Genomic DNA, 19,870 nt, shown 5'->3' with positions numbered 1-19,870 from the left:
GCAACCATGAAGTGTCGCGGCCCCGCGGCTCAGCCCTCAAAAAATCCGTGCCGGCTGTCTCCTTGCCGCGCCCTCGTTCGTCTCAGCGCTGTTGGCCCAATGAGGGCCGACCGTCCGAAAAAGGAGAACATCGATGTCCGAGACCAAACCTGCGTTATCGCGCCGTGCCCTCGTTGCCACCGGAGCCGGCGCGCTGCTCGCCGCCCAGGCGGTCCCGTCCCATGGCCAGAACGGCACGGCGAAGATGGAAGCGACCATTCGCATCGGCAGCGATATCGCGACCCTCGTCAACGTCTTCACGGTCGACCCGGACAACCAGCAGAAGCTGGTTCAGCTCCTGAAGGAGGGTACCGAGACCTTCTTCAGCAAGCAGCCCGGCTTCATCTCGTCCAGCGTCCACGCCAGCAAGGAGGGCCGCCGCGCGATCAACTACTCGCAATGGCGGAGCGCCGGGGACATCGAGAATTTTCGCGGGGATCCGCGATTTGCACCGTACATCCAGAAGCTTGCCGCACTCTCGAAGGCCGAGACGATCCTGTGCGAGGTCGTCGAGGTCAACCACGCCTGACCCCAAGCGCGGGACGGTCCAGAAGACCGCCCCGCGGCCGCTCTCACTGTCCGGGTTCACGTTTCCGCGCTGGCATGGGCATCGTGATTGCGATGACCCCGGCCAGAATGAGCGCCATGCCTGTGAGGGCCGACAAAGTGAAGCGCTCGCCGAGCCATGCCGTGCCGAGCGCCACCGCAAATCCCGCGCGCAGATAGCTGCCGCTGGTGGTGCCGAGTGGGCCAAGCGTGCGGATCAGGCGGAAATAGATCACCATCGCGAGCGCGGTGCAGACCACGGCGAGGCCGATGACGGCTGCGACCGCCTGCGACGTCGGCGCGAGCGTCCAAGGCCGCTCGAGGATGAGTGCGGCGGGAACCATCGGGATCGCGGCGCAGCTCATGGCGCCGGCGGCCGTGACGATGGCCGGAAGCTTCGAGAACCGCTGGCCCCACATGGGTGCGAGCGCGTAGCAGAGGCTGGCGCCGAGCACGGCCGCCTGCGCCAACGGCGCGGCGGTGCCGATTCCGGACAACGCATCGAGACCCATCGTGACTGCCACGCCGGCAAGGCCGAGCGCGACGCCGATGATCTTCCACCTGGTGACGGCCTGCCGTCCGCGTCCGGTCGTCATCGCGATCGCGAGCACGAACATCGGCGGGGTGGCATTGAGCACGCCGGCAAGACCGCTTGCGATATGCATCTCGCCCCAACTGATCAGGGTAAACGGCAGCGCGCTTTGCAGCAGTCCCTGCACGAAGAAGCCGGCCCAGACCGACCCTCGGCGGGGAAGGGCGTGTCCCTGCGCATGGGCAATCCCGACCAGAAGGATGGCCGCGATCGTCACGCGCGCGGCGACCATCGTAAACGGCGGGATCGATGAGATCGCGACCTTGATCAGCGTGAACGAGCTACCCCAGATCAGCGAGAGCAGCAGCAGAAGCCCGATCTCGATGACGAGAGTGATTTGTCCTGACGTCGTTCGTTGCGCCTGCGTGCTCATGCGAATCTGCTCCCGGATGGACCGGGACCATGATCCGGCGCGGCGGCGCAGGCTGGCTGAATTCGGACCTCATCGCCCGACCGAGTCCGATTTCAGCTACTCGGCGAGGTCAGATGAATTATCATTGCATCATGGCGAAGGTTTCCGCGCAGCCACAGGCGTTGCCACCGCATCTCGACTGGGCGACCTGCGACCGGGCGCGCCTGGCGCGGGCTTGCGCCTTCGATGGCCTGTTCTTCTCCGGCGTTCGCTCGACGCGTATCTATTGCCGGCCGGTCTGTCCGGTTCGCCCGGCGCGCTCCGAGAACGTGACCTTCTACCCGACGGCTGCCGCCGCCGAGCGCGCCGGCTTCCGTCCGTGCCTGCGCTGCCGGCCGGAAACGGCCCCGGGCTCGCCGGCGTGGATGGGCACGGCCAGCACCGTCGCGCGCGGGATGCGCCTGATCAATGACGGCTTTCTCGATCGCGCGTCGATGAAGGACCTTGCGGAAGTCTTGGGAGTGGGCTCACGCCATCTGCTCCGCCTGTTCATGCGTCACGCCGGTGCGAGCCCGAGCGAGATCGCCGCGACCCGCCGTGTGCAGGAAGCCAAGCGTCTGATCGACCAGACCAGCATGACATTGGCGGAGATCGCCTTCGCCGCCGGTTTCGGCAGCGTGCGCAGATTCAACGATGCATTTGTCGCGACCTACAAGCGGCCGCCGTCGTCATTCCGTCGGCGGCGATAGTAGTTTGGTTGTCATTCCGGGGCGCTGCGCAGCGCCCCGGAATGACGGGGCGTTACGGCCCGACCTGCTTCTCGCTGTGCCGCTCCGACAGTGAAGGTCTCGTCGCCCATACCATCCTCCATTCGGAGGACGTCGTTCTTCCAGGATACCGCTACCAACCGATCGGATGATGGAGCTGCCGAACGATGGTTGACGTGGATCTGGTATCGCACCTGATCGGGGACATCTACGATGCCGCCCTCGATTCAGCACTATGGACCGACGTCCTCGAGCAGACATGTCAGTTCGTCGGCGGAACGGCAGCATCGCTCTACTCCAAGGAGGTCGTCGCGCGGCAAGGGGCGGCCCGATACAACTGGAACATGCCCGCGGATGCCCTCACCGCGTATTTCAACGATCATGTGCGGTTCGATCCGGTCACCGTTAGCCAGTTCTTTTTCGAGGTCGGGGACATCTACAGCATCGCTGATCTCATGCCCTACGAGGAATTCATCGCCACGCCGGTCTACCAGAAGTGGGCGAAACCCAACGGCTGGGTCGATCATCTTGCCGCGACCCTCGACAAATCGGCGAACGGCTTCGCCCTCTTCGGGGTGTTTCGCAACGAAAGGCAGGGGCTGGTCGACGATGGCATGCGCCATCGGATGCGGCTGTTGGTCCCCCATATGCGGCGCGCCGTGCTGATCGGGAACGTGATCGACGTTCACAGGGAGGGGTCGTCAGCCCTGTCGGATGCCTTCGATGCGATCGGCTCCTGCGTCTATCTCGTCGATAGCTCTGGCCGGATCGTGTTCGTCAACGAGGCCGGCCAGGCGTTGTGCGACAGCGGAACGGTCTTGAGCCGCCCGCGAAACGTGCTGACCGCCGTCGATCCTCACGCAGCCCGCATCCTGCGGGACCTCCTGGTTGCCGCGAACGACGGCGACGGCGCGATCGGCGTCAGCGGGATCGCGGTGCCGCTGATGGAGCAGTCGGACCATGGCTGGTTTGCCCACGTGCTGCCGCTCACCTCGGGCGCCCGCCGTCGGCAAGGCAGGGTTCATTCGGCCGTGGCCGCTATCTTCGTTCGCAAGGTCTCGGCCTACGCACCGCCGCCGCTCGAAACGGTCGCCAGGCGTTACAAGCTCACACCCGGCGAGGTTCGCGTTCTTCAGGCCATGATGAGTGTCACCGGCGTGCCGAAGACGGCCCCGGCGCTAGGGATCGCCGAAACCACGGTCAAAACCCATCTGCAACGTCTGTTCGCCAAGACGGGCGTGCACCGCCAGGCCGAGCTGGTGAAGCTGGTTGCGGCGCATGCGGATCCGTTTCGCGCCTGAATCGTTCCGCCTCGGCATCTGATGTGTCATCACGCAACGGCGCCGCCCGATGGCGGCGCGTGGTCGGCAAGCTCGAACGTCTTGATCGAGCCGGAGTCTGAAATCACCCGATCTGCTTTTCGCCGTGCCGCTCCGACAGCGTGAAGATCTCGACGCCCGTGGCGGTGACGCCGACCGAGTGCTCGAACTGCGCCGACAGCGAGCGGTCGCGGGTCACCGCGGTCCAGCCGTCGGACAGGATCTTCACATGCGGCTTGCCGAGATTGATCATCGGCTCGATGGTGAAGAACATGCCGGGCTTGAGCTGCACGCCCTCGCCGGGCCGGCCGATATGGATGATGTTCGGCTCGTCGTGGAACATGCGGCCAAGGCCATGGCCGCAGAAATCGCGCACCACGCTCATGCCCTGCGGCTCGACAAAACTCTGGATGGCGTGGCCGATGTCGCCGGTGGTGGCGCCGGGTTTTACGGCGGCGATGCCGCGCATCATCGCCTCATACGTCACCTCGATCAGCCGCTCCGCCTTGCGCGCGATCGGGCCGACCGCATACATCCGGCTGGAATCGCCGTACCAGCCGTCGACGATGAAGGTGACGTCGATGTTGACGATGTCGCCCTCTTTCAGCGGACGGTCGCCGGGCATGCCGTGGCAGACCACGTGGTTGAGCGAGGTGCAGGTCGAGTAGCGATAGCCGCGATACATCAGTGTAGCCGGATAGGCGCCGTGGCTGAAGGCGAAGTCGCGGACGAATTCGTCGATCTTCGAGGTCGGCACGCCGGGGCCGACGATGTCGGTGAGCTCGTCGAGGCACTTCGCCACCAGCGCTCCTGCCTTGCGCATGCCGGCAAAGGCGCTCGGCCCGTGCAGCTTGATCTGTCCGGTCTTGCGCAGGGAGGTATCGGTGGCTTCGACGTAGCTCATGCTTGTGCGGTCTTCCGGGCTGAATCTCGATGTCGGCGGAAAAGCTTGATTTCAGGCCCTAATTTAATGATTGCCCGCCTTCATGCAAGCCGAGCGTGGTCTTTGCGCCCGAAAGCGGGCCTAATTCGGGACTTCTACGGTGGTTTCGACCGGCAGGGCGCCGCCGCGGACGCGGATTTCGCGGACGGGGTAGGGAACCCGGATGCCCTCGCGCTTGAAGGCGTCCCACAGCGCCAGCATGACGTCGCTCTTGACGTTGTCCATGCCGTCGGGGTCCGCGATCCAGAAGGTCAGCGAGAACTTCATCCCGGCCTCGGCGAACTCGGTCAAAATGCTGTTCGGCGGCTTGCCCTTCGTCGCGCGCGGATGGGCGGCGGCGGTCTCGGCGGCGAGCTTGGTGACCACGCGCGGGTCGGCGTCGTAATTGGTGCCGAAGGCGATCTTCACCAGCGTGTTCTTGTCGGTATAGGTCCAGTTGACGACCTTCTGCGTCACCAGGTCCTCGTTCGGCACCAGGAATTCGCGGCCGTCGCCTGCGGCGACGGAAATATAGCGCGTCTTCATCGCGCTGATGCGCCCGGTGTTGTCGCCGATGGTGACGAGGTCGCCCGGCTTCACCGACTTGTCGGCGAGCAGGATGATGCCCGAGATGAAATTGGCGACGATCTTCTGCAGGCCGATACCGATGCCGACGCCGACCGCGCCGGAGAATACCGCGAGCGCCGAGAGGTCGATGCCAACCGCGCCGAGCGCGATCACGATGGCGACGGCAAGCAGCCCGATGCGGATGATCTTGACCAGCAGCACCTGCACCGACGGGGTCAGATCGGTGGTCGAATTGATCCGGCTCTCGGCGAAATTGCTGGCGATGTTGGTGGCCCAGAGCGCGATCAGCAGCAGCGCGCCGGCCTTGATGACGAGGAGCGGCGTCAGCCTGAGGCCGCCGAGCACGATGGCGAAGGAATCGAGCAGATCGACGGTCGAATCGAGCTGGCCGATGATGGACAGCGCCGCGACGAACCAGGCGGTGATCGAGACCAGCTTGACGATGAAGGCGTTGCGCAGGACCGAGGTCACCAGCCGGATCACGAGCCAGGCCAGCCCCATCTTGGCGGCGACCATCAGCAGATAGGAGCGGCTCGGCCAGGTCGCATGGTACATCACCACGCGGCAGACGATCACGAGCAGGGTGAACACCGCCGTCGAGGCGCTCGACATCATCACCCGCGAGAAGTGCCGCAGCGGCAGCGGCCAGCCCATCGCCAGCGATGTCATGTCGACGCGATTGCGAATGCCGGCTTCCGCGGCATAGGCGAGGCCGGCTGCCGCGAGAATGAGACCAAATTGCAGGTAGAACCAGGGCGAGGAAATCTCCGCCCCGACGCTGCGCGCGGTCGTCTGCACGAACTCCATGAAGTCTTTGAGGTCCATGTCCATCGGTCTCGTCGGAAGGCGGGGAGAGGATTGATTCGAGGGCGCCGCAGAATCCCACAAAGGGTGCGGACCGGCCATCGATACACCGTGAAGTGAGGCGCGTTAAGGCCGCAAAATACGGGCAGATTGCCGCGAGCCGCGAAAATGGGTTGGCGCGGGGGAATGCCGACGATAAGGATGAAAATCCAGCGATTTGTACCCGGAAGGTGGATGGCCTCCCTCGACTCCTTCAGCCTCGCCATTTTGCTCGGCGCCGTCCTGGTGATGGCCGGTATCCTGTCGAGCCTGCTTGCGCTGCGCTTCGGCGCGCCCTTGCTGCTCGTCTTCCTTGCCATCGGCATGCTCGCCGGGGATTCCGGCCCCGGGCAGATCCAGTTCAATGACGTCGGCACCACCTATCTGGTCGGCTCGGTGGCCCTCGCTTTGATCCTGTTCGACGGCGGCCTGAAGACGCGCTTTGCCAGCATCCGCACCGTGCTCGCCCCGTCCCTGGTGCTCGCTACCGTCGGCGTGCTGCTGACCGCGCTGGTCACGGCGCCGTTCGCGAAATTTGCGCTCGATCTCAACTGGGCGGAATCGCTGCTGGTCGGCGCCGTGGTCGCCTCGACCGACGCCGCCGCCGTGTTCCTGCTGGTGCACACCCAGGGGCTGCGCCTGCGCCCACGCGTCGGCGCGACGCTTGAGGCGGAATCCGGCACCAACGATCCGTTCGCGATCTTCCTCACGCTGATGCTGGTGGAATACATCTCGCTCGGCTCGAGCTCGCCCGGCCATGTGCTGATGGAGTTCGTCCAGGAGGCGGTGCTGGGCGCCGTCGTCGGCGTCATCGGCGGACGGCTCGTCGTCATCGCGCTGAACCAGGTGGCGTTGCCGCAGGGCCTGCATGCGCCGTTCGTCACCACTGGTGCGCTGGTGATCTTCGGCGGCTCGCAGATCATGCATGCCTCGGGCTTTCTCGCGGTCTATCTCGCCGGCATCATCATCGGCAACCGCCCGACCCGCGCGCATAATTCGGTCGTCACCTTCCTCGATGCCGCGACCTGGCTGGCGCAGATCGTGATGTTCGTGCTGCTGGGCCTGCTGGTCTCGCCGAGCCGGCTCGGCGCCAGCGTGCTGCCGGCCGTCGCCGTCGCGCTGGTCCTGATGCTGGTGGCCCGGCCGCTCGCGGTATTCGTGTGCCTCGCGCCGTTCCGCTTCAACTGGCGCGAAAAGATCTTCATCGCCTGGACCGGCCTGCGCGGCGCGGTCGCGATCTTCCTCGCCTCGATCCCGATGCTGGTCGGCCTGTCAAAAGCCTATCTCTATTTCGACGTCGCCTTTGTCGTCGTCATCATCTCGCTGCTGCTGCAGGGCTGGACGCTGGCGCCGGCCGCGCGCAAGCTGCACGTTGCGCTGCCGCGCGCCGAGCGCGGCCCGCGCCGCGTCGAGCTCGATCTGCCCGGCCAGCTCGAGCAGCAGCTCGTCGGCTATCCGGTGCGATCCAAGAGCCTCTATTTCCGCCGCGGCCTGATCCCGTCCTGGTCCAAGCCGACCTTGGTGATCCGCAACGAGAACATCCTGACGCCGACGGAAGCCGATCCGATCGCGCCCGGCGACTACATCTATCTGCTGGCACCGCCGGAGAAGGCCGAGGCGCTCGACCGCTTCTTCGTCGACATGCAGCCGAGCTCGGCGCCCGATCCGCATCTGCTCGGCGACTTCATGGTCTCCGGGGAGCACACACTGGCCGAGCTTGCCGAGATCTACGGCGTCAAGATCAGTGAGGACGAGGGCAAGCTGACGCTCGCCGATTATTTCGACGTCCATCTCGACCGCGCCCCGAAAGAGGGCGCCGAGCTGCCGCTGGACGCGATCGTGCTGGTCGCGCGCAGCATCTCCGGCGGCCGCGTCAACGTCGTCGGCTTGCGCCTGCCCGAAGACGAGGAGCCGCCCGCGCCGCTGACGCGCCGGCAGGCGCTGCGGCGCAAGCTGGCGGATGTGTGGACCTCGGTGGCGGGGGTCTGACGCCACCGTGGACGCTGCTGCCGTAGGGTGGGCAAAGGCGCCCTTGCGCCGTGCCCACCAAAAGAAGACGTGGGCACGGCGCGCGAAGAGCGCGCCTTTGCCCACCCTACGAAGGGGTCGTCGCTGGTTGCAATGCTGGTGCGTGCTGAATGCGCTCCGATGGCGTGGTGCAGTTCGCACGAAACCGCCGCCAAATCGCCGCAACCGCTGAAGATTTGCGCGCCCTCGTGACCGCCGGTTCCGGAACACCCTGCTGCGTTGCTCGTTCTTCGCGTGACGGTCAACGTCTTTGACAGGAGCAGTTCCATGCGAAGTTTCATCTTGCCTGCCATCGTCGCGATCGGTCTCGGATCGGCTGCGCCGGCGATGGCCTACGACACCGGCGACCAGATCTCGATGCAAGTCGCGCTCGACGTCGCGACCGACATCGGCGTCATGACGGTCTCGCACACGAACTTCCTCGGCGATGAATGGCAGATCGAAGGCCGCGACCGCACCGGTCGCTGGATGGAGGTCGATGTCGATGCCCGCACCGGTGAGGTGCGCAACGTCGATCGCGGCTGGTAGACACACCTCGCTGTCATTGCCCGCGAAAGCGGGCAATCCAGTATTCCAGAGACGGTGCGCGGACACGGAGCAGCCGCGGCGTACTGGATGCCCCGGTCGAGCCGGGGCATGACTGCGGTGGTGAGGCAAGGACGGGACGTCACCAGCACACGCACGTCGCCCTACGTCAGCACCTTCACCCCGCCGAACGACGTCACGCGACCCTGCTTCAGCATCACGATTTGTGTCGCGAGCTGGCGCAGCTCGGCGGCGTCGTGGCTGACATAGACCATCGGAACATTGGCTTCGTCGCGCAGCCGCACCAGGTAGGGCAGGATCTCGAGCTTGCGGCCCTCGTCGAGCGCGCCGAGCGGCTCGTCGAGCAGCAGGAGTCGCGGCTTCGACAGCAGCGCGCGGCCGAGCGCGACGCGCTGGCGCTCGCCGCCGGAAAGCTTTCCGGGACGGCGGTCGAGCAGCGCGCCGATGTCGAGCAGGTCGATGATGCGCTTGTGCTGGCCGGGATCAGGCGCAAGCCCGTTCATGCGACGGCCGTAGTCGAGATTTTGCGCGACGCTGAAATGCGGAAACAGCCGCGCGTCCTGGAACACATAGCCGATGCGGCGGCGATAGGTCGGCACATGGATGCCGGCCGCGGTGTCGTCGACGGTGTCGCCGTCGATCACGATGGTGCCGCGATCGGGCCGCAACAGCCCGGCGATCATGTTGACCAGCGAGCTCTTGCCGGCGCCCGAGGCGCCGAACAGGCCGATGACACGGCCCTCGCCGGTGAAGGATGCGGACAGCGAGAACTCGCCGAGCTTCTTTTCGATGTCGACGCGCAGCATGGTCAATTCCCGTGCAGGCGCTGCGTGGCGCGGCGGGCGAACCATTCGGCGGCGATCAGCGCGCCGATCGCCAGCACGATCGAGACGATGACGAGCCGGCCCGCCGCGGCATCGCCGTCGGGCGTCTGGATCAGCGAATAGATCGCCGAGGAAATCGTCTGGGTCTCGCCGGGGATGTTGGAGACGAAGGTGATGGTCGCGCCGAACTCGCCGATCGCCTTGGCAAAGCCCAGCACCATGCCGGCGAGCACGCCGGGCAGCGCCAGCGGCAGCGTCACGGTGAAGAACACTTTCCACGGCGCGGCGCCGAGCGTCTCGGCTGCCTGCTCGAGCCGGCGGTCGATCGCCTCGATCGACAGCCGCATCGGCCGCACCAGCAGAGGAAACGCCATCACGCCGCAGGCCAGCGCGGCGCCGGTCCAGCGGAATGCGAACACGATGCCGAGATGATCGGCGAGGAAGCCGCCGACGAAGCCGCGGCGGCCGAAGGTGAGCAGCAGCAGATAGCCGGTGACGACAGGCGGCAGCACCAGCGGCAGATGCACGACGGCATCGAGCACCGACTTGCCCCAGAAATCCTTGCGGGCGAGCAGCCATGCCAGCGCAATGCCGAACGGCGTTGCGACCAGCGTGGCAATGACGGCGACCCTGAGCGAGAGCAGGATCGCCGTCCATTCGGCGGGAGAAATGTCGAGCATCAAGTCGTAATATCAGGTGGCAAAATCAAGTCGCAAAAATCAGGTTGTCGGACTGACCAGGAACTTGAAGCCGTATTTTTCCAGAATGGTCTTGGCGGCCGTCGAGCGCAGGAAGGCGAGGTAGTCGTTCGTCTCCGGCTTCGCGGTCGTGGTCGCCGCAACGGGATAGATGATCGCCGGATGCGAATCCGCCGGGAAGGTGCCGACGATCTTGACGCCGGGCTCGACCTTGGCGTCGGTGGAATAGACGATGCCGAGCGCGGCCTCGCCGCGGGCGACCAGCGTCAGCGCGGCGCGCACGCTCTCGGCCATCGCGAATTTCGGCTCGGCGGCCTGCCAGGCGCCCAGCTTCTCCAGCGCGGCCTTCGCATACTTGCCGACCGGCACCGACTTGACGTCGCCGGTTGCGATCTTGCCATCGCCGGCGAGCTTGGCGAGGTCGAAGCCTTGCGCGATGGTGACGTTGTCGACCTTGGAATCCTTCGGCGCGATCAGCACGATGCTGTTGCCGAGCAGGTTCACGCGAGTCGGCTCGTTGATCGTCTTCTTGGAGATCGCGTAGTCCATCCAGTCGGTATCGGCCGAGACGAACACGTCGGCCGGCGCGCCCTGCTCGATCTGCTTGGCGAGCACCGAGCTTGCGGCATAGCTGACGCTGAACTTGACGCCGGTCTTGGCGGTGTAGGCGGCGTCGATCTCGTCGAGCGCGTTCTTCATCGACGCCGCGGCGAACACGGTGATGGTCTTGTCCTCGGCGGCGGCAGGCGAGAGGCTCGCGCCCGCGAGGATGACGAAGGCGGTGAAAAGTCCGGCAATACGAATCATGGATGCGCTCCGTGCGAGCTCGCGCGCGCAAATGCACACGCAAATCTGGCGTTGGGTTAGGTCTGGTCGCGACGGGCGGAAGCGCTGTTCCACGTGTCCCCGCAGCGGCTTACGGCCGGCGGGGATATCGCAGTGCAAACATAGCAGGCCGGGGCTTCAGGTCAAAGGCGACCGTTTGACCGACGGAGGATCTATTGGGCCGGCAGGATCGCGATCGACAGCGCATTGTCCTTGGCGCCGCTGACCTGGAGCACGAACGGCTTGTCCGAGAGCTCGTATTTCATGGTCTTGCGGATGCCGTCGCAATCGGTGGCGCCGCTAAACGCCACGGGCTTGAGGAAATGCCCGTCCTGGACCACGTCGACCCAGGCCCCGCTGGACAGGCTGATCGTGTAGAGCCCGGCCTTCGCCGTCTTGATGCTGGTGAAGCCGGCAAAGGTACCGTCCTTCGGCGCCCGCTCCGGCGGCGTCGGCAGCTTGGCCTCCTGCGGCGCGACCAGCCCCAGCGTGATGGCGGCCGCCGGCAGCGCGGCCTGCTCGGCCCCCGAGGCCAGCTTGGCACGATCCGGCGCCGTCAGCGCCGCGCGCTCGCGCTCGATCGGCCATTTGAACTTGTCGCAGCCACTCGGCTCCTCGGCAGCCAGGGCGGAGGTCACGCTGAGCGAAAGCACAGCGAGGAGGGTGAGGACGCGCATGTCAATTCTCATCGTTGGCCGCGCGAGGGCGCGGCTTGCGGTCAGGGTTGTTGATGGACGGGATGCGCATCCCGAAATGCCGCGGGCTTACGGCCTCGGGGCAGTGCATTCTACCGCATTCCAGTGGATAGGAGCCAGTCATGACTCCGTCATCCCGGGGCGCGCGCAGCGCGAGCCCGGGATCCATAGCCACAGGCGGGTGTGGTTACCGGGATTCCGAGTGACCTGCGTCGCGCCACAACCGCTCCCTGTGGTTATGGGTCCCGGGCTCGCTTCGCGCCCCGGGACGACACCGAGAGTGAGGCAACAGCACGCCCTACGGCTTCGCATCCCCTGCATGCAGCACCGCCTTGCAGGCCGCGGGCATCTGCGCCAGCGTTATCGGCGGTTTCGGCTTCGGCGGCTCCGGCGGCGGTTTTGGATGCAGCACGGCGTCCGAGAACCAATAGGCGAGGTCGGACGGCGTGCAGCCCTCGTCCTCGGATTGCGAGGGCTGGCCCTCGCAGTCGCCGGCGCCCGCCGGGCAGCGCATGCGGATGTGGAAGTGATAGTCGTGGCCCCACCACGGCCTGATCTTCGACAGCCAGGAGCGGTCGCCCTTGGCCTCGCGGCACAGCGCCTTCTTGATCGCGGCATTAACGAAGATGCGCTGCACCGCCGGTTCCTGTGCCGCGTCGCGCAGCACCAGCACATGGCTAGGTGTGAACACCTTCGGATCGATGTCGAGCCGGTCCTGCCGCACCATCATCACCGCCGACATCTCCTCGCGCTCATCGCGCGAGAGCCGGCGATCCGGCATCGGCGTCAGCCAGATGTCGGCGTCCAACCCGATCTGGTGGCTGGCATGGCCCGACAAGGCCGGGCCGCCGCGCGGCTGGCCGATGTCGCCGACCAAAATGCCCGGCCAGCCCGCGTCCTTGTGCGCCTTGGCAGCCAGGCGCTTGATCAGCGCGATCATGTCAGGGTGGCCGTAATTGCGGTTGCGCGACAGCCGCATCACCTGCCAATTGTCGCCGTTGAGCGGCATCTGCGTGGCGCCGCCGATGCAGCCCTTGCTGTAGGAGCCGATGACATGCGCCGGCCCCGTCGAGGGCAGCAGTTTTCGCGCGAACAGCTCCTTGGCGCCGAGATGCGGATCGTTCGGATTGGCCAGCGGCGGCAGCGGCTTCGGGGTGACGCTGCCCTTGTCCTGGGCCAGCGCGTCGCCGGCGGCCAGGAGCGTCATGACGAGCAGGAGGGAGGCGGTGCGGCGGGGACTCATGCTGACATCCTTATAACCCAATGCCGCGTCAGGGTTAAGGATGAGGCTTGTGGGCGCCATCCTCACGGCGCGCGCAACACCACGATCCATATTTCCACTAGGCCATTGCAAAATCCTGTGTCGGTCGGCCGATTTTTAACGGCCCGATAACCTTAGACTGCATTGACCAAAATTCGTGCGCGGCGCGGGGAATAGGCCCGGCCCGCATGCGATCGCGCGCGATCCCGGAAACGATTCACGCGGGCGCGCAATTTTGCGCCAGACCACGTGCTGATTGCGGCGTGCCGGCGGGCTTGGTGTGTCCGTAGACGCGGTGTGCGCCCTGCAAACAGGCAGACGGGAGTATGCGGGACCGGGGCCCGTCGTGGCCACACCACCAAAGATTACTTTTTTTTCAGACACTTGCTCCAACACTTGCGGCCGCTGGGCGCGGCTAGGACGTGTGAAGTTGAGTTTGGGGTCCCAAAAAGCAAAAAAGCGAAAGCAAAGCGTGCGCGCCGGGGCTGGCCGACAGCCCCGCAAGCCGCGCTTTTCGCGCGCGCGTCCTGCCGAACGCGACCAGCTCGTGCAGAGCCGCGCAGAGGCAGAGGCCGCAATCGCGGACGCGCGCAAATCGCATGAGCGGCTGCGCCAGGCCGTCGACCTGCTGCCGCAGGGCATCGTGATCCTCGACCCCGAAGGCCGCTACGTCCTCTGGAACAAGCAATATTCCGAGATCTACAGCAAGACCGCCGATCTGTTCGAAGAGGGCGCGCGCCTGGAAGACACGCTGCGCGTCGGTGTCGCCCGCGGCGACTATCCGGAAGCCGCCGGCCACGAGGACGAGTGGATCGCCGAGCGGCTGAAAAAGCTCTATGAGCCCGGCAAGCGCCACGAGCAGAAGCTGGCGGACGGCCGCGTCATCCTGATCGAGGAACGCCGCACCGACGACGGCGGCGTCGTTGGCCTCCGCGTCGACATCACCGAATTGAAGCAGCGCGAGGCCTCGTTCCGCCTGCTGTTCGACGGCAATCCCGTGCCCATGATCGTCTGCGCGCTGGACGACGAGCGCATCCTCGGCGTCAACGACGCCGCGATCGCGCATTACGGCTATAGCCGCGCCGAGTTCGAGAAGCTGACGATCCGCAGCCTTCAGGCGTTCGAGAGCGAACCGCCCTGGACCACGGATCGCTCAAGCGACGAGCAGGCAGCGCGCACCTGGAAGCACGTCAAGGCCGACGGCGCGCTGATCGACCTTGCGATCTATTCGCGCGAATTGACCTATGCCGAGCGGCCCGCGGTGCTGCTCGCGCTGATGGACATCACCGAGCGCAAGCGCGCCGAGGCGCGGCTCGCCTTCATGGCCCAGCACGATGGCCTGACCGGCCTGCCGAACCGCAATCTGCTGCGCCAGCAGGTCGACGAGATGCTGCTGCACACGCGGCGCAGCGCCGAGAAGGTCGCGCTGCTGATGCTGGGGCTCGACAATTTCAAGGCGGTCAACGACACCCTGGGACACGCGATCGGCGACAAGCTCTTGCGCGGCGTCGCCAAGCGGCTGCGCTCGACGCTTCGCGAAGAGGATGCGCTGGCGCGGCTCAACTCCGACGAATTCGCGATCGTGCAGGGCGGGCTGACGCGGCCCGAGGATGCGGCGGGCCTCGCAAAACGCCTGCTGGAAGCCATCTCCGACCCCTATCTGCTCGACGGCCATTCCGTGGTGATCGGCGCCTCGATCGGCATCGCGATGGCGCCGGGCGACGGTGATGACTCCGAGAAGCTGCTCAAGAGCGCCGACATGGCGCTGTCGCGCGCCAAGCAGGATGCGCGCGGCAGCTTCGCCTTCTTCGAGGCCGCGCTCGATGCAAAAGCGCAGAGCCGGCGCAAGATCGAGGTCGAGCTGCGCGATGCGATCCGTAACGATGTGCTGCGCCCCTATTATCAGCCGCTGATCGACCTCCAGAGCGGCCGCATCACCGGTTTCGAGGCGCTGGTGCGCTGGCCGCATGCCGAGCGCGGCATGGTCTCGCCGGCCGAGTTCATCCCGGTCGCCGAGGACACCGGCCTGATCAATCCGCTCGGCGGATTGATGCTGCGCCGGGCGTGCCTCGATGCCGCGAGCTGGCCGGACGACGTCCGCGTCGCCGTCAATTTGTCGCCGCTCCAGTTCCGCAGCGGCAGCCTGCTCGCGATGGTGACGGATGCGCTGAAACAGTCCGGCCTGCCGCCGCGCCGGCTCGAGCTCGAGATCACCGAGACGCTGCTCTTGGAGAAGAGCGCCCAGGTGCTGGCGACGCTGCATGCGCTGCGCGCGCTCGGGGTGCGCATCTCCATGGACGATTTCGGCACCGGCTATTCCAGCCTCAGCTATTTGCGCAGCTTCCCGTTCGACAAGATCAAGATCGACCAGTCCTTCGTGCGCGACCTCGGCGCCAACCGCGAAGCGCAGGCGATCATCCGCTCCATCGTCAGCCTCGGCAAAGGCCTTGGCGTCACCATCACCGCCGAGGGCGTCGAGACCGAAGCCGAGCTGAGTTGCCTCCGCGCCGAAGGCTGCGACGAAGGCCAGGGCTTTCTGTTCAGCAAGGCCCGCCCGAATGCGGAGATCATCAGCCTCCTGGCCGCGCAACGCGGCATCGACGCCGCCGACGACAACGCCGCGCTGGTGGCGTGAGCTAGGGACGCGATTCTTCTCATTCGGTAGAATCTCTCGATGTAAGGGTCGCGCCGCTCTCTCGGCCAACCTCTCCCGCTTGCGGGAGAGGTCGTGCCGGAGGCGCGGGTGAGGGCTCTCTCCTCTTGGGGGTTCTTCGTCGTCGAGACACCCTCTCCCCGACCCTCCCCCGCAAGCGGGGGAGGGAGCGCACCGTCATCGCGGCCGCCGACGAGAACGCCGCGCTGGTGGCGTGAGCTAGGGACGCGATTCTTCTCAGTCGCTAGAATCTCTCGATGTAAGGGTCGCGCCGCTCTCTCGGCCAACCTCTCCCGCTTGCGGGAGAGGTCGCGCCGGAGGCGCGGGTGAGGGTTCTTTCCTCTTGGGGGTTCTCGATTGTGGAGACACCCTCTCCCCACCCCCCGCAAGAGAGGGAGGGAGTGCAGCGTCCACGCGGCGGCTGTCTCGCTACGCAGCCCGCAACCCCGCCAAAAACGTATCCACGCTCTTCATCAGAGCTGATGCATGGTGCCCAAGCTCACCCGAAGCCACCATCACATTGCCTGCCAGCGCGCGCGACTGGTCGGCGGCCTGGCTTGCGCCGGCGACATTGGCTGAGACGTCGGTGGTGCCGGCCGAGGCCTGCTGCACGCTGCGGGCGATCTCGCGCGTCGCCGAGCCCTGCTCCTCCACGGCGGCGGCGATTGTCGTGGCGATGCCGCTGATCTCGCGGATGGTGTCGCTGATCCCGGAGATGGCGGTGACGCAATTGCCGGTCGCGGCCTGGATCGCCGAGACCTGGCTTGCGATCTCGTCGGTCGCCTTCGCTGTCTGGCTGGCCAACTCCTTCACTTCCGATGCGACGACGGCGAAGCCGCGGCCGGCCTCGCCCGCGCGCGCCGCCTCGATCGTGGCGTTGAGCGCCAGCAGGTTGGTCTGGCTGGCGATCTCGCTGATCAGCCGCAACACGTAGCCGATCCGCTCGGCGGAGGCCGCAAGGCTCGTGACCATCTCGGTCGTCTCGGTCGCCTTGACCACGGCGTTGCTGGCGACCTCGCTGGAATGGGTGACCTGACGGCCGATCTCGCTGACCGACGAAGCCAGCTCCTCCGTAGCCGCCGCGACCGCATTGACGCTGGTCGAGGCTTCCTCGGAGGCCGTCGCCGCGGCGGAGGCGCGCTGCGAGGTGCCGTTGACGCTCGACGTGATCTCGCCGGCAACGTTTTGCATGCCCTCGGTCGCCTTGGCGACCGCGGCGACCACGCCCTTGACGTCGGCTTCGAAGCGGTCGGCCATCTGGCGCTGCAGCGCCTGCTTCTCGATCTCCGCCTTGGCTTTGTCGGCCTCCTGCGCTTCGCGCAAGGCACCGGCCTCGAGCATGTTCTGGCGGAACACGTCCACGGCCTTGGCCATGGTGCCGAGCTCGTCCGGGCGCTCACTGCCGGGAATGGTGACGCTGGTGTCGCCGCTCGACAGCCGGTTCATGACAGCGGTGATCGCGGTGAGCGGCCGCGACAGGCCACGTCCGAGCAGGAATGCCAGCAGGATGGCGGCGGCGAGGATCGCGACCGTGCCGAGGATCAGGTTGCGCTCGGCGGCGGAGAACGCGGCCTCGTATTCCGTCGTGTCCTTGATGATCTCGAGCACGCCGACCGGCTGCCCCGCATAGTTCTTGATCGGCCCGGCATAGACCGCGACCGGATGGCCGTCGAGCTCGGCCTCGCGCAGCAGCGGCGCGCCGTCGATCGCGGCCTTCAGCTCGTCCGGCTTGGCGACCGCGGTCTCGAAGGTGGAGGACAGCTTGTTCAAGTTCTTGCCGTCCACCGAATAGACCGCAAGGTCGATGCCAAAGCGCTTCTTGGCGCGGTCGACGAATTCCTTGCCGAAGGCTGCGCCGATGTCGACATTGGCGATGTTCTTGCCGTCGCGCACGATTGTCGTCATGCCGAAGATGCCGAGCGCCTCGCGGCCGGGCTCGACACCTACGATCTGCCGGCCGGTCTTGAGCGCCTCGACCACGGTGGCGCGGCGTGCCGAGACGTCGTCGCCGAAGCTTTTTGGTGTGTGCACGCGATAGAACGAGACCGCCGGCGGGAGCTGGAAGGTGATCAGCGGGATACCCTGCGCCTTCAGCGCCTTGTTGGCGTCGCCGAGCAGGATGCCGAGCGCGTCGCGGTCGCCCTTGACGATGGCATCGCCCACCGGCGGCAGCGCTGCAATCGCGGCAGAGACTGCCAGCGCCGAACGGCCCTCATAGTCGATGGCCGCGATCACGCTGTCATATTGTAGCTTGAGCTGCTGATCGAGCGCGAGCCGCGTCAGCGCCCGCTGCTGGGTGATCGAGAAGCCGGAGAGGATGGCGCAGGCGACTGCGACGGTGAGCGCGATGGCGAGGATCAGGCGGGCGGCAATCGACTTGATCTTGAACATCAGAAATTCCCAGGCATTCCCAAAAAGCATTTCCAATTCTTGCTTTGGCGGAAAGGTCCCAGAAATTGCTTAACAAGAAGGGCAGGGCGGCCTCCGTGTTTCCACGGAATCGCACTCCTCCTTTTGCATGACTCAATGCAAGGGGCGCATGGAGAGCGTGGTCATTCGTCGCAAGCGAACAGCACCGCGACTTCCCGACTATCGGTTTTCGGCAAGGATCATCTTACCGACGTCCTCGTAATGCGTGTCGCGCGCCTGGATCTGCTGCGCGATCGCGTGCATGTCGCGAAAGCGGCGCTCGAATGGATGGCTGCGGAACACAGCCGTCGCGCCGGCCATGTGATAGGCGGTGTCGACCACGCGTCCCGATTGGTGGATGGTCCAGGTCGCCGCCAGCCGCACGGCGCTCCGATGCGCCGCGCTGAATTCGCCGGTCGCTGAGAGATCGCGCCACATCGCATTCGCCGTCGCATAGAGATAGGCGCGCGCGGCGCGCAAATCCGCCTCGGTGCGGCCGATCAGGCCCTGCACCGCCCCGTTGTCGCGCATGGCGCTTCCCGCGAGCGACTGATGCTTTGCCCGCGCCAGCGCGATGGCCGCCTCCAGCGTGGCGCGCGCGACGCCAAGCGACACCGCGGCGAAACCCAAACTGAATGTCGAGCCGGTACCGATCTTGTAGAGTGGCCCCTTCTCAACCAGCGCAGCCGGCACGTCGCGGAACGCGGTGAAGCGCTCGGGGATGAAGAGGTCGCGCACTTCGTATGAGTCCGTGCCGGTGCCGGCGAGCCCGATCGCCTGCCAGACGTCGTGCAGCTCGGCGCTTGCGACCGGAAACAGGATGGTGCGCACCTCCGGTGATCCCTCGGCATTTTTGCGCGGCTTCCCGTCACTTCCGGCGATACGCACATGCGCGCCCAGCCAGCTCGCCTGCCGCGAGCCCGAGGCAAAATCCCAGCGCGCGGTGACGCGATAGCCGCCCTCGACGGCGCGCGCTTCATGCGCGATCGCGCCCCAGGCGAGGATGCCGGGCGGTGTGTTGAAGATTTCATGCGCGGTATCGTGATCGAGCCAGGCCGCGATCATCGCACAGACGCTGCATTGGCCGAGGCACCACGCCGTGGACGCATCCGCCTTCGCGATCTCCTCCAGCATCTGCATGAAGCTCTCGATCGGGGCTTCCGCGCCGCCGAGGCTTTGCGGCAGCAGCGCGCGATAGAGGTCGTTGTCGATCAGCGCGGCGACGACCGCCGACGTCAGCCGCCGCGTCCGTTCGATCTCGTCTGCCTCGCCCGCGATCAGCGGCGCGAGGGCGCGGGCACGTTCGACCAGACCACCTCCCGGAGTTGCGTTCATGCGCGCTTCCTCGCTCCTTCTGCCGTGAGCGGTGAGATGCGCGATGGTGATCTATTTGATGTCTGGGATCAAGACGAAGAAGGGGTCATTCGGACCGGTCATCCAGCTGCCGCTCCATGATGATCGTGCGCTCGTCACCATGATAGCTGTCGCGCACGGCACCGAACCCGAGCTTTGCATAGAAAGCCTCGGCCGTGACCGACGAAGGGACGGTCAGCAATGGAATGTTCCGCTCGCGCGCCGTGCGCGCGATCTCCGCCATCAGCAGCTTGCCGATTCCGCGGGCCTGAACGTCGGGAGCGACGAAGACCGTGCGAACCACGCTTCCGTCGAGGCTTGCCGTTCCGACGATACGGCTGCCGATGCTGGCAACGAAAACGCGGCGCCTTCGGATCAGCTCCCGCACGGCGTCGGGACTGAAGCTGCGCGCGACCCGCGCGATGATCTCGTCCGTATAGTCCTTTGCGTTCGTCTCGCGCAGCGCACGCAAGATCACGCCGCTGATGTCAGCTGCGTCGTCCTCGCGTGCGGGCCGGATCGTGTAGTCCATGGCAATCGGCTTGTCGCGGAATTGCAGTTAATGCTACCTTTGGTAGCATATTCGCAGGACGCCGTCCAAGAGGCACCT

The 19,870-nt window shown here is 66.0% G+C and carries 17 protein-coding genes; 6 read left to right on the top strand and 11 right to left on the bottom strand.

The window, feature by feature from the left end:
• The first annotated feature begins 133 nt into the window (after positions 1-133).
• Positions 134-568, top strand: coding sequence for an antibiotic biosynthesis monooxygenase family protein (locus tag QA642_RS44985; protein WP_283082550.1), 435 nt, complete (start codon positions 134-136; stop codon positions 566-568).
• Between the two features lie 43 nt (positions 569-611).
• On the opposite strand, the gene QA642_RS44980 is transcribed toward QA642_RS44985, so the two are convergent.
• Positions 612-1,550 (bottom strand): EamA family transporter, encoded by a 939-nt coding sequence (locus QA642_RS44980; protein ID WP_283082549.1) that lies wholly within the window; start codon positions 1,548-1,550, stop codon positions 612-614.
• Between the two features lie 131 nt (positions 1,551-1,681).
• Between QA642_RS44980 and QA642_RS44975 the strand changes: the two genes are divergently transcribed.
• Complete coding sequence (locus QA642_RS44975) at positions 1,682-2,278, top strand: Ada metal-binding domain-containing protein (protein ID WP_283087111.1); 597 nt, start codon at positions 1,682-1,684, stop codon at positions 2,276-2,278.
• A 185-nt stretch (positions 2,279-2,463) separates the two neighbouring features.
• Positions 2,464-3,597, top strand: coding sequence for a helix-turn-helix transcriptional regulator (locus QA642_RS44970; RefSeq protein WP_283082548.1), 1,134 nt, complete (start codon positions 2,464-2,466; stop codon positions 3,595-3,597).
• A 103-nt stretch (positions 3,598-3,700) separates the two neighbouring features.
• On the opposite strand, the gene map is transcribed toward QA642_RS44970, so the two are convergent.
• Positions 3,701-4,519: a type I methionyl aminopeptidase gene (map, locus tag QA642_RS44965; protein WP_283082547.1), complete on the bottom strand. Its 819-nt coding sequence runs from the start codon at positions 4,517-4,519 to the stop codon at positions 3,701-3,703.
• Positions 4,520-4,639: 120 nt separating this feature from the next.
• Positions 4,640-5,956, bottom strand: coding sequence for a mechanosensitive ion channel domain-containing protein (locus QA642_RS44960; RefSeq protein WP_283082546.1), 1,317 nt, complete (start codon positions 5,954-5,956; stop codon positions 4,640-4,642).
• A gap of 207 nt (positions 5,957-6,163) precedes the next feature.
• Here QA642_RS44960 and QA642_RS44955 point away from each other — a divergent pair, with 207 nt between their 5' ends.
• The gene (locus QA642_RS44955; RefSeq protein WP_283082545.1) at positions 6,164-7,957 is read left to right on the top strand and encodes a potassium/proton antiporter; all 1,794 of its coding nucleotides are present in this window, start codon (positions 6,164-6,166) and stop codon (positions 7,955-7,957) included.
• A 306-nt stretch (positions 7,958-8,263) separates the two neighbouring features.
• On the top strand, positions 8,264-8,524 hold the full coding sequence (locus QA642_RS44950) for a hypothetical protein (protein ID WP_283082544.1): 261 nt from the start codon (positions 8,264-8,266) through the stop codon (positions 8,522-8,524).
• 161 nt (positions 8,525-8,685) lie between these two features.
• On the opposite strand, the gene modC is transcribed toward QA642_RS44950, so the two are convergent.
• The 5 genes from modC to mepA form a co-directional block, all read right to left on the bottom strand.
• Positions 8,686-9,348, bottom strand: coding sequence for a molybdenum ABC transporter ATP-binding protein (gene modC / locus QA642_RS44945; RefSeq protein ID WP_283082543.1), 663 nt, complete (start codon positions 9,346-9,348; stop codon positions 8,686-8,688).
• A 2-nt stretch (positions 9,349-9,350) separates the two neighbouring features.
• On the bottom strand, positions 9,351-10,046 hold the full coding sequence (gene modB, locus QA642_RS44940; RefSeq protein ID WP_283082542.1) for a molybdate ABC transporter permease subunit: 696 nt from the start codon (positions 10,044-10,046) through the stop codon (positions 9,351-9,353).
• Positions 10,047-10,085: 39 nt separating this feature from the next.
• Positions 10,086-10,871, bottom strand: a complete 786-nt coding sequence (gene modA, locus QA642_RS44935) for a molybdate ABC transporter substrate-binding protein (protein WP_283082541.1) — start codon at positions 10,869-10,871, stop codon at positions 10,086-10,088.
• Between the two features lie 191 nt (positions 10,872-11,062).
• The gene (locus QA642_RS44930) at positions 11,063-11,566 is read right to left on the bottom strand and encodes a hypothetical protein (protein ID WP_283082540.1); all 504 of its coding nucleotides are present in this window, start codon (positions 11,564-11,566) and stop codon (positions 11,063-11,065) included.
• 316 nt (positions 11,567-11,882) lie between these two features.
• Positions 11,883-12,827, bottom strand: coding sequence for a penicillin-insensitive murein endopeptidase (mepA, locus tag QA642_RS44925; protein WP_283082539.1), 945 nt, complete (start codon positions 12,825-12,827; stop codon positions 11,883-11,885).
• A 490-nt stretch (positions 12,828-13,317) separates the two neighbouring features.
• Between mepA and QA642_RS44920 the strand changes: the two genes are divergently transcribed.
• Complete coding sequence (locus QA642_RS44920) at positions 13,318-15,480, top strand: EAL domain-containing protein (RefSeq protein ID WP_283082538.1); 2,163 nt, start codon at positions 13,318-13,320, stop codon at positions 15,478-15,480.
• Between the two features lie 447 nt (positions 15,481-15,927).
• On the opposite strand, the gene QA642_RS44915 is transcribed toward QA642_RS44920, so the two are convergent.
• The 3 genes from QA642_RS44915 to QA642_RS44905 form a co-directional block, all read right to left on the bottom strand.
• Positions 15,928-17,889 (bottom strand): methyl-accepting chemotaxis protein, encoded by a 1,962-nt coding sequence (locus tag QA642_RS44915; protein WP_283082537.1) that lies wholly within the window; start codon positions 17,887-17,889, stop codon positions 15,928-15,930.
• Between the two features lie 198 nt (positions 17,890-18,087).
• Positions 18,088-19,242 carry an acyl-CoA dehydrogenase family protein gene (locus QA642_RS44910; protein ID WP_283082536.1) on the bottom strand — a complete coding sequence of 385 codons (1,155 nt, stop codon included), beginning with the start codon at positions 19,240-19,242 and terminating at the stop codon, positions 18,088-18,090.
• Between the two features lie 85 nt (positions 19,243-19,327).
• On the bottom strand, positions 19,328-19,792 hold the full coding sequence (locus QA642_RS44905) for a GNAT family N-acetyltransferase (RefSeq protein ID WP_283082535.1): 465 nt from the start codon (positions 19,790-19,792) through the stop codon (positions 19,328-19,330).
• Between the last annotated feature and the right edge of the window lie 78 nt (positions 19,793-19,870).

Source organism: Bradyrhizobium sp. CB2312 (assembly GCF_029714425.1).
GTDB lineage: Bacteria > Pseudomonadota > Alphaproteobacteria > Rhizobiales > Xanthobacteraceae > Bradyrhizobium.
This window is presented reverse-complemented; position numbering and strand designations above follow the sequence as displayed.

Coding starts and splice junctions, on each gene's coding strand:
- modA (WP_283082541.1), bottom strand. CDS start 10,871: ATGATTCGTATTGCCGGACTTTTCACCGCCTTCGTCATCCTCGCGGGC.
- QA642_RS44930 (WP_283082540.1), bottom strand. CDS start 11,566: ATGCGCGTCCTCACCCTCCTCGCTGTGCTTTCGCTCAGCGTGACCTCC.
- QA642_RS44950 (WP_283082544.1), top strand. CDS start 8,264: ATGCGAAGTTTCATCTTGCCTGCCATCGTCGCGATCGGTCTCGGATCG.
- QA642_RS44910 (WP_283082536.1), bottom strand. CDS start 19,242: ATGAACGCAACTCCGGGAGGTGGTCTGGTCGAACGTGCCCGCGCCCTC.
- QA642_RS44960 (WP_283082546.1), bottom strand. CDS start 5,956: ATGGACATGGACCTCAAAGACTTCATGGAGTTCGTGCAGACGACCGCG.
- QA642_RS44955 (WP_283082545.1), top strand. CDS start 6,164: ATGGCCTCCCTCGACTCCTTCAGCCTCGCCATTTTGCTCGGCGCCGTC.
- mepA (WP_283082539.1), bottom strand. CDS start 12,827: ATGAGTCCCCGCCGCACCGCCTCCCTCCTGCTCGTCATGACGCTCCTG.
- QA642_RS44915 (WP_283082537.1), bottom strand. CDS start 17,889: ATGTTCAAGATCAAGTCGATTGCCGCCCGCCTGATCCTCGCCATCGCG.
- QA642_RS44985 (WP_283082550.1), top strand. CDS start 134: ATGTCCGAGACCAAACCTGCGTTATCGCGCCGTGCCCTCGTTGCCACC.
- modC (WP_283082543.1), bottom strand. CDS start 9,348: ATGCTGCGCGTCGACATCGAAAAGAAGCTCGGCGAGTTCTCGCTGTCC.
- modB (WP_283082542.1), bottom strand. CDS start 10,046: ATGCTCGACATTTCTCCCGCCGAATGGACGGCGATCCTGCTCTCGCTC.
- map (WP_283082547.1), bottom strand. CDS start 4,519: ATGAGCTACGTCGAAGCCACCGATACCTCCCTGCGCAAGACCGGACAG.
- QA642_RS44970 (WP_283082548.1), top strand. CDS start 2,464: ATGGTTGACGTGGATCTGGTATCGCACCTGATCGGGGACATCTACGAT.
- QA642_RS44975 (WP_283087111.1), top strand. CDS start 1,682: ATGGCGAAGGTTTCCGCGCAGCCACAGGCGTTGCCACCGCATCTCGAC.
- QA642_RS44980 (WP_283082549.1), bottom strand. CDS start 1,550: ATGAGCACGCAGGCGCAACGAACGACGTCAGGACAAATCACTCTCGTC.
- QA642_RS44905 (WP_283082535.1), bottom strand. CDS start 19,792: ATGGACTACACGATCCGGCCCGCACGCGAGGACGACGCAGCTGACATC.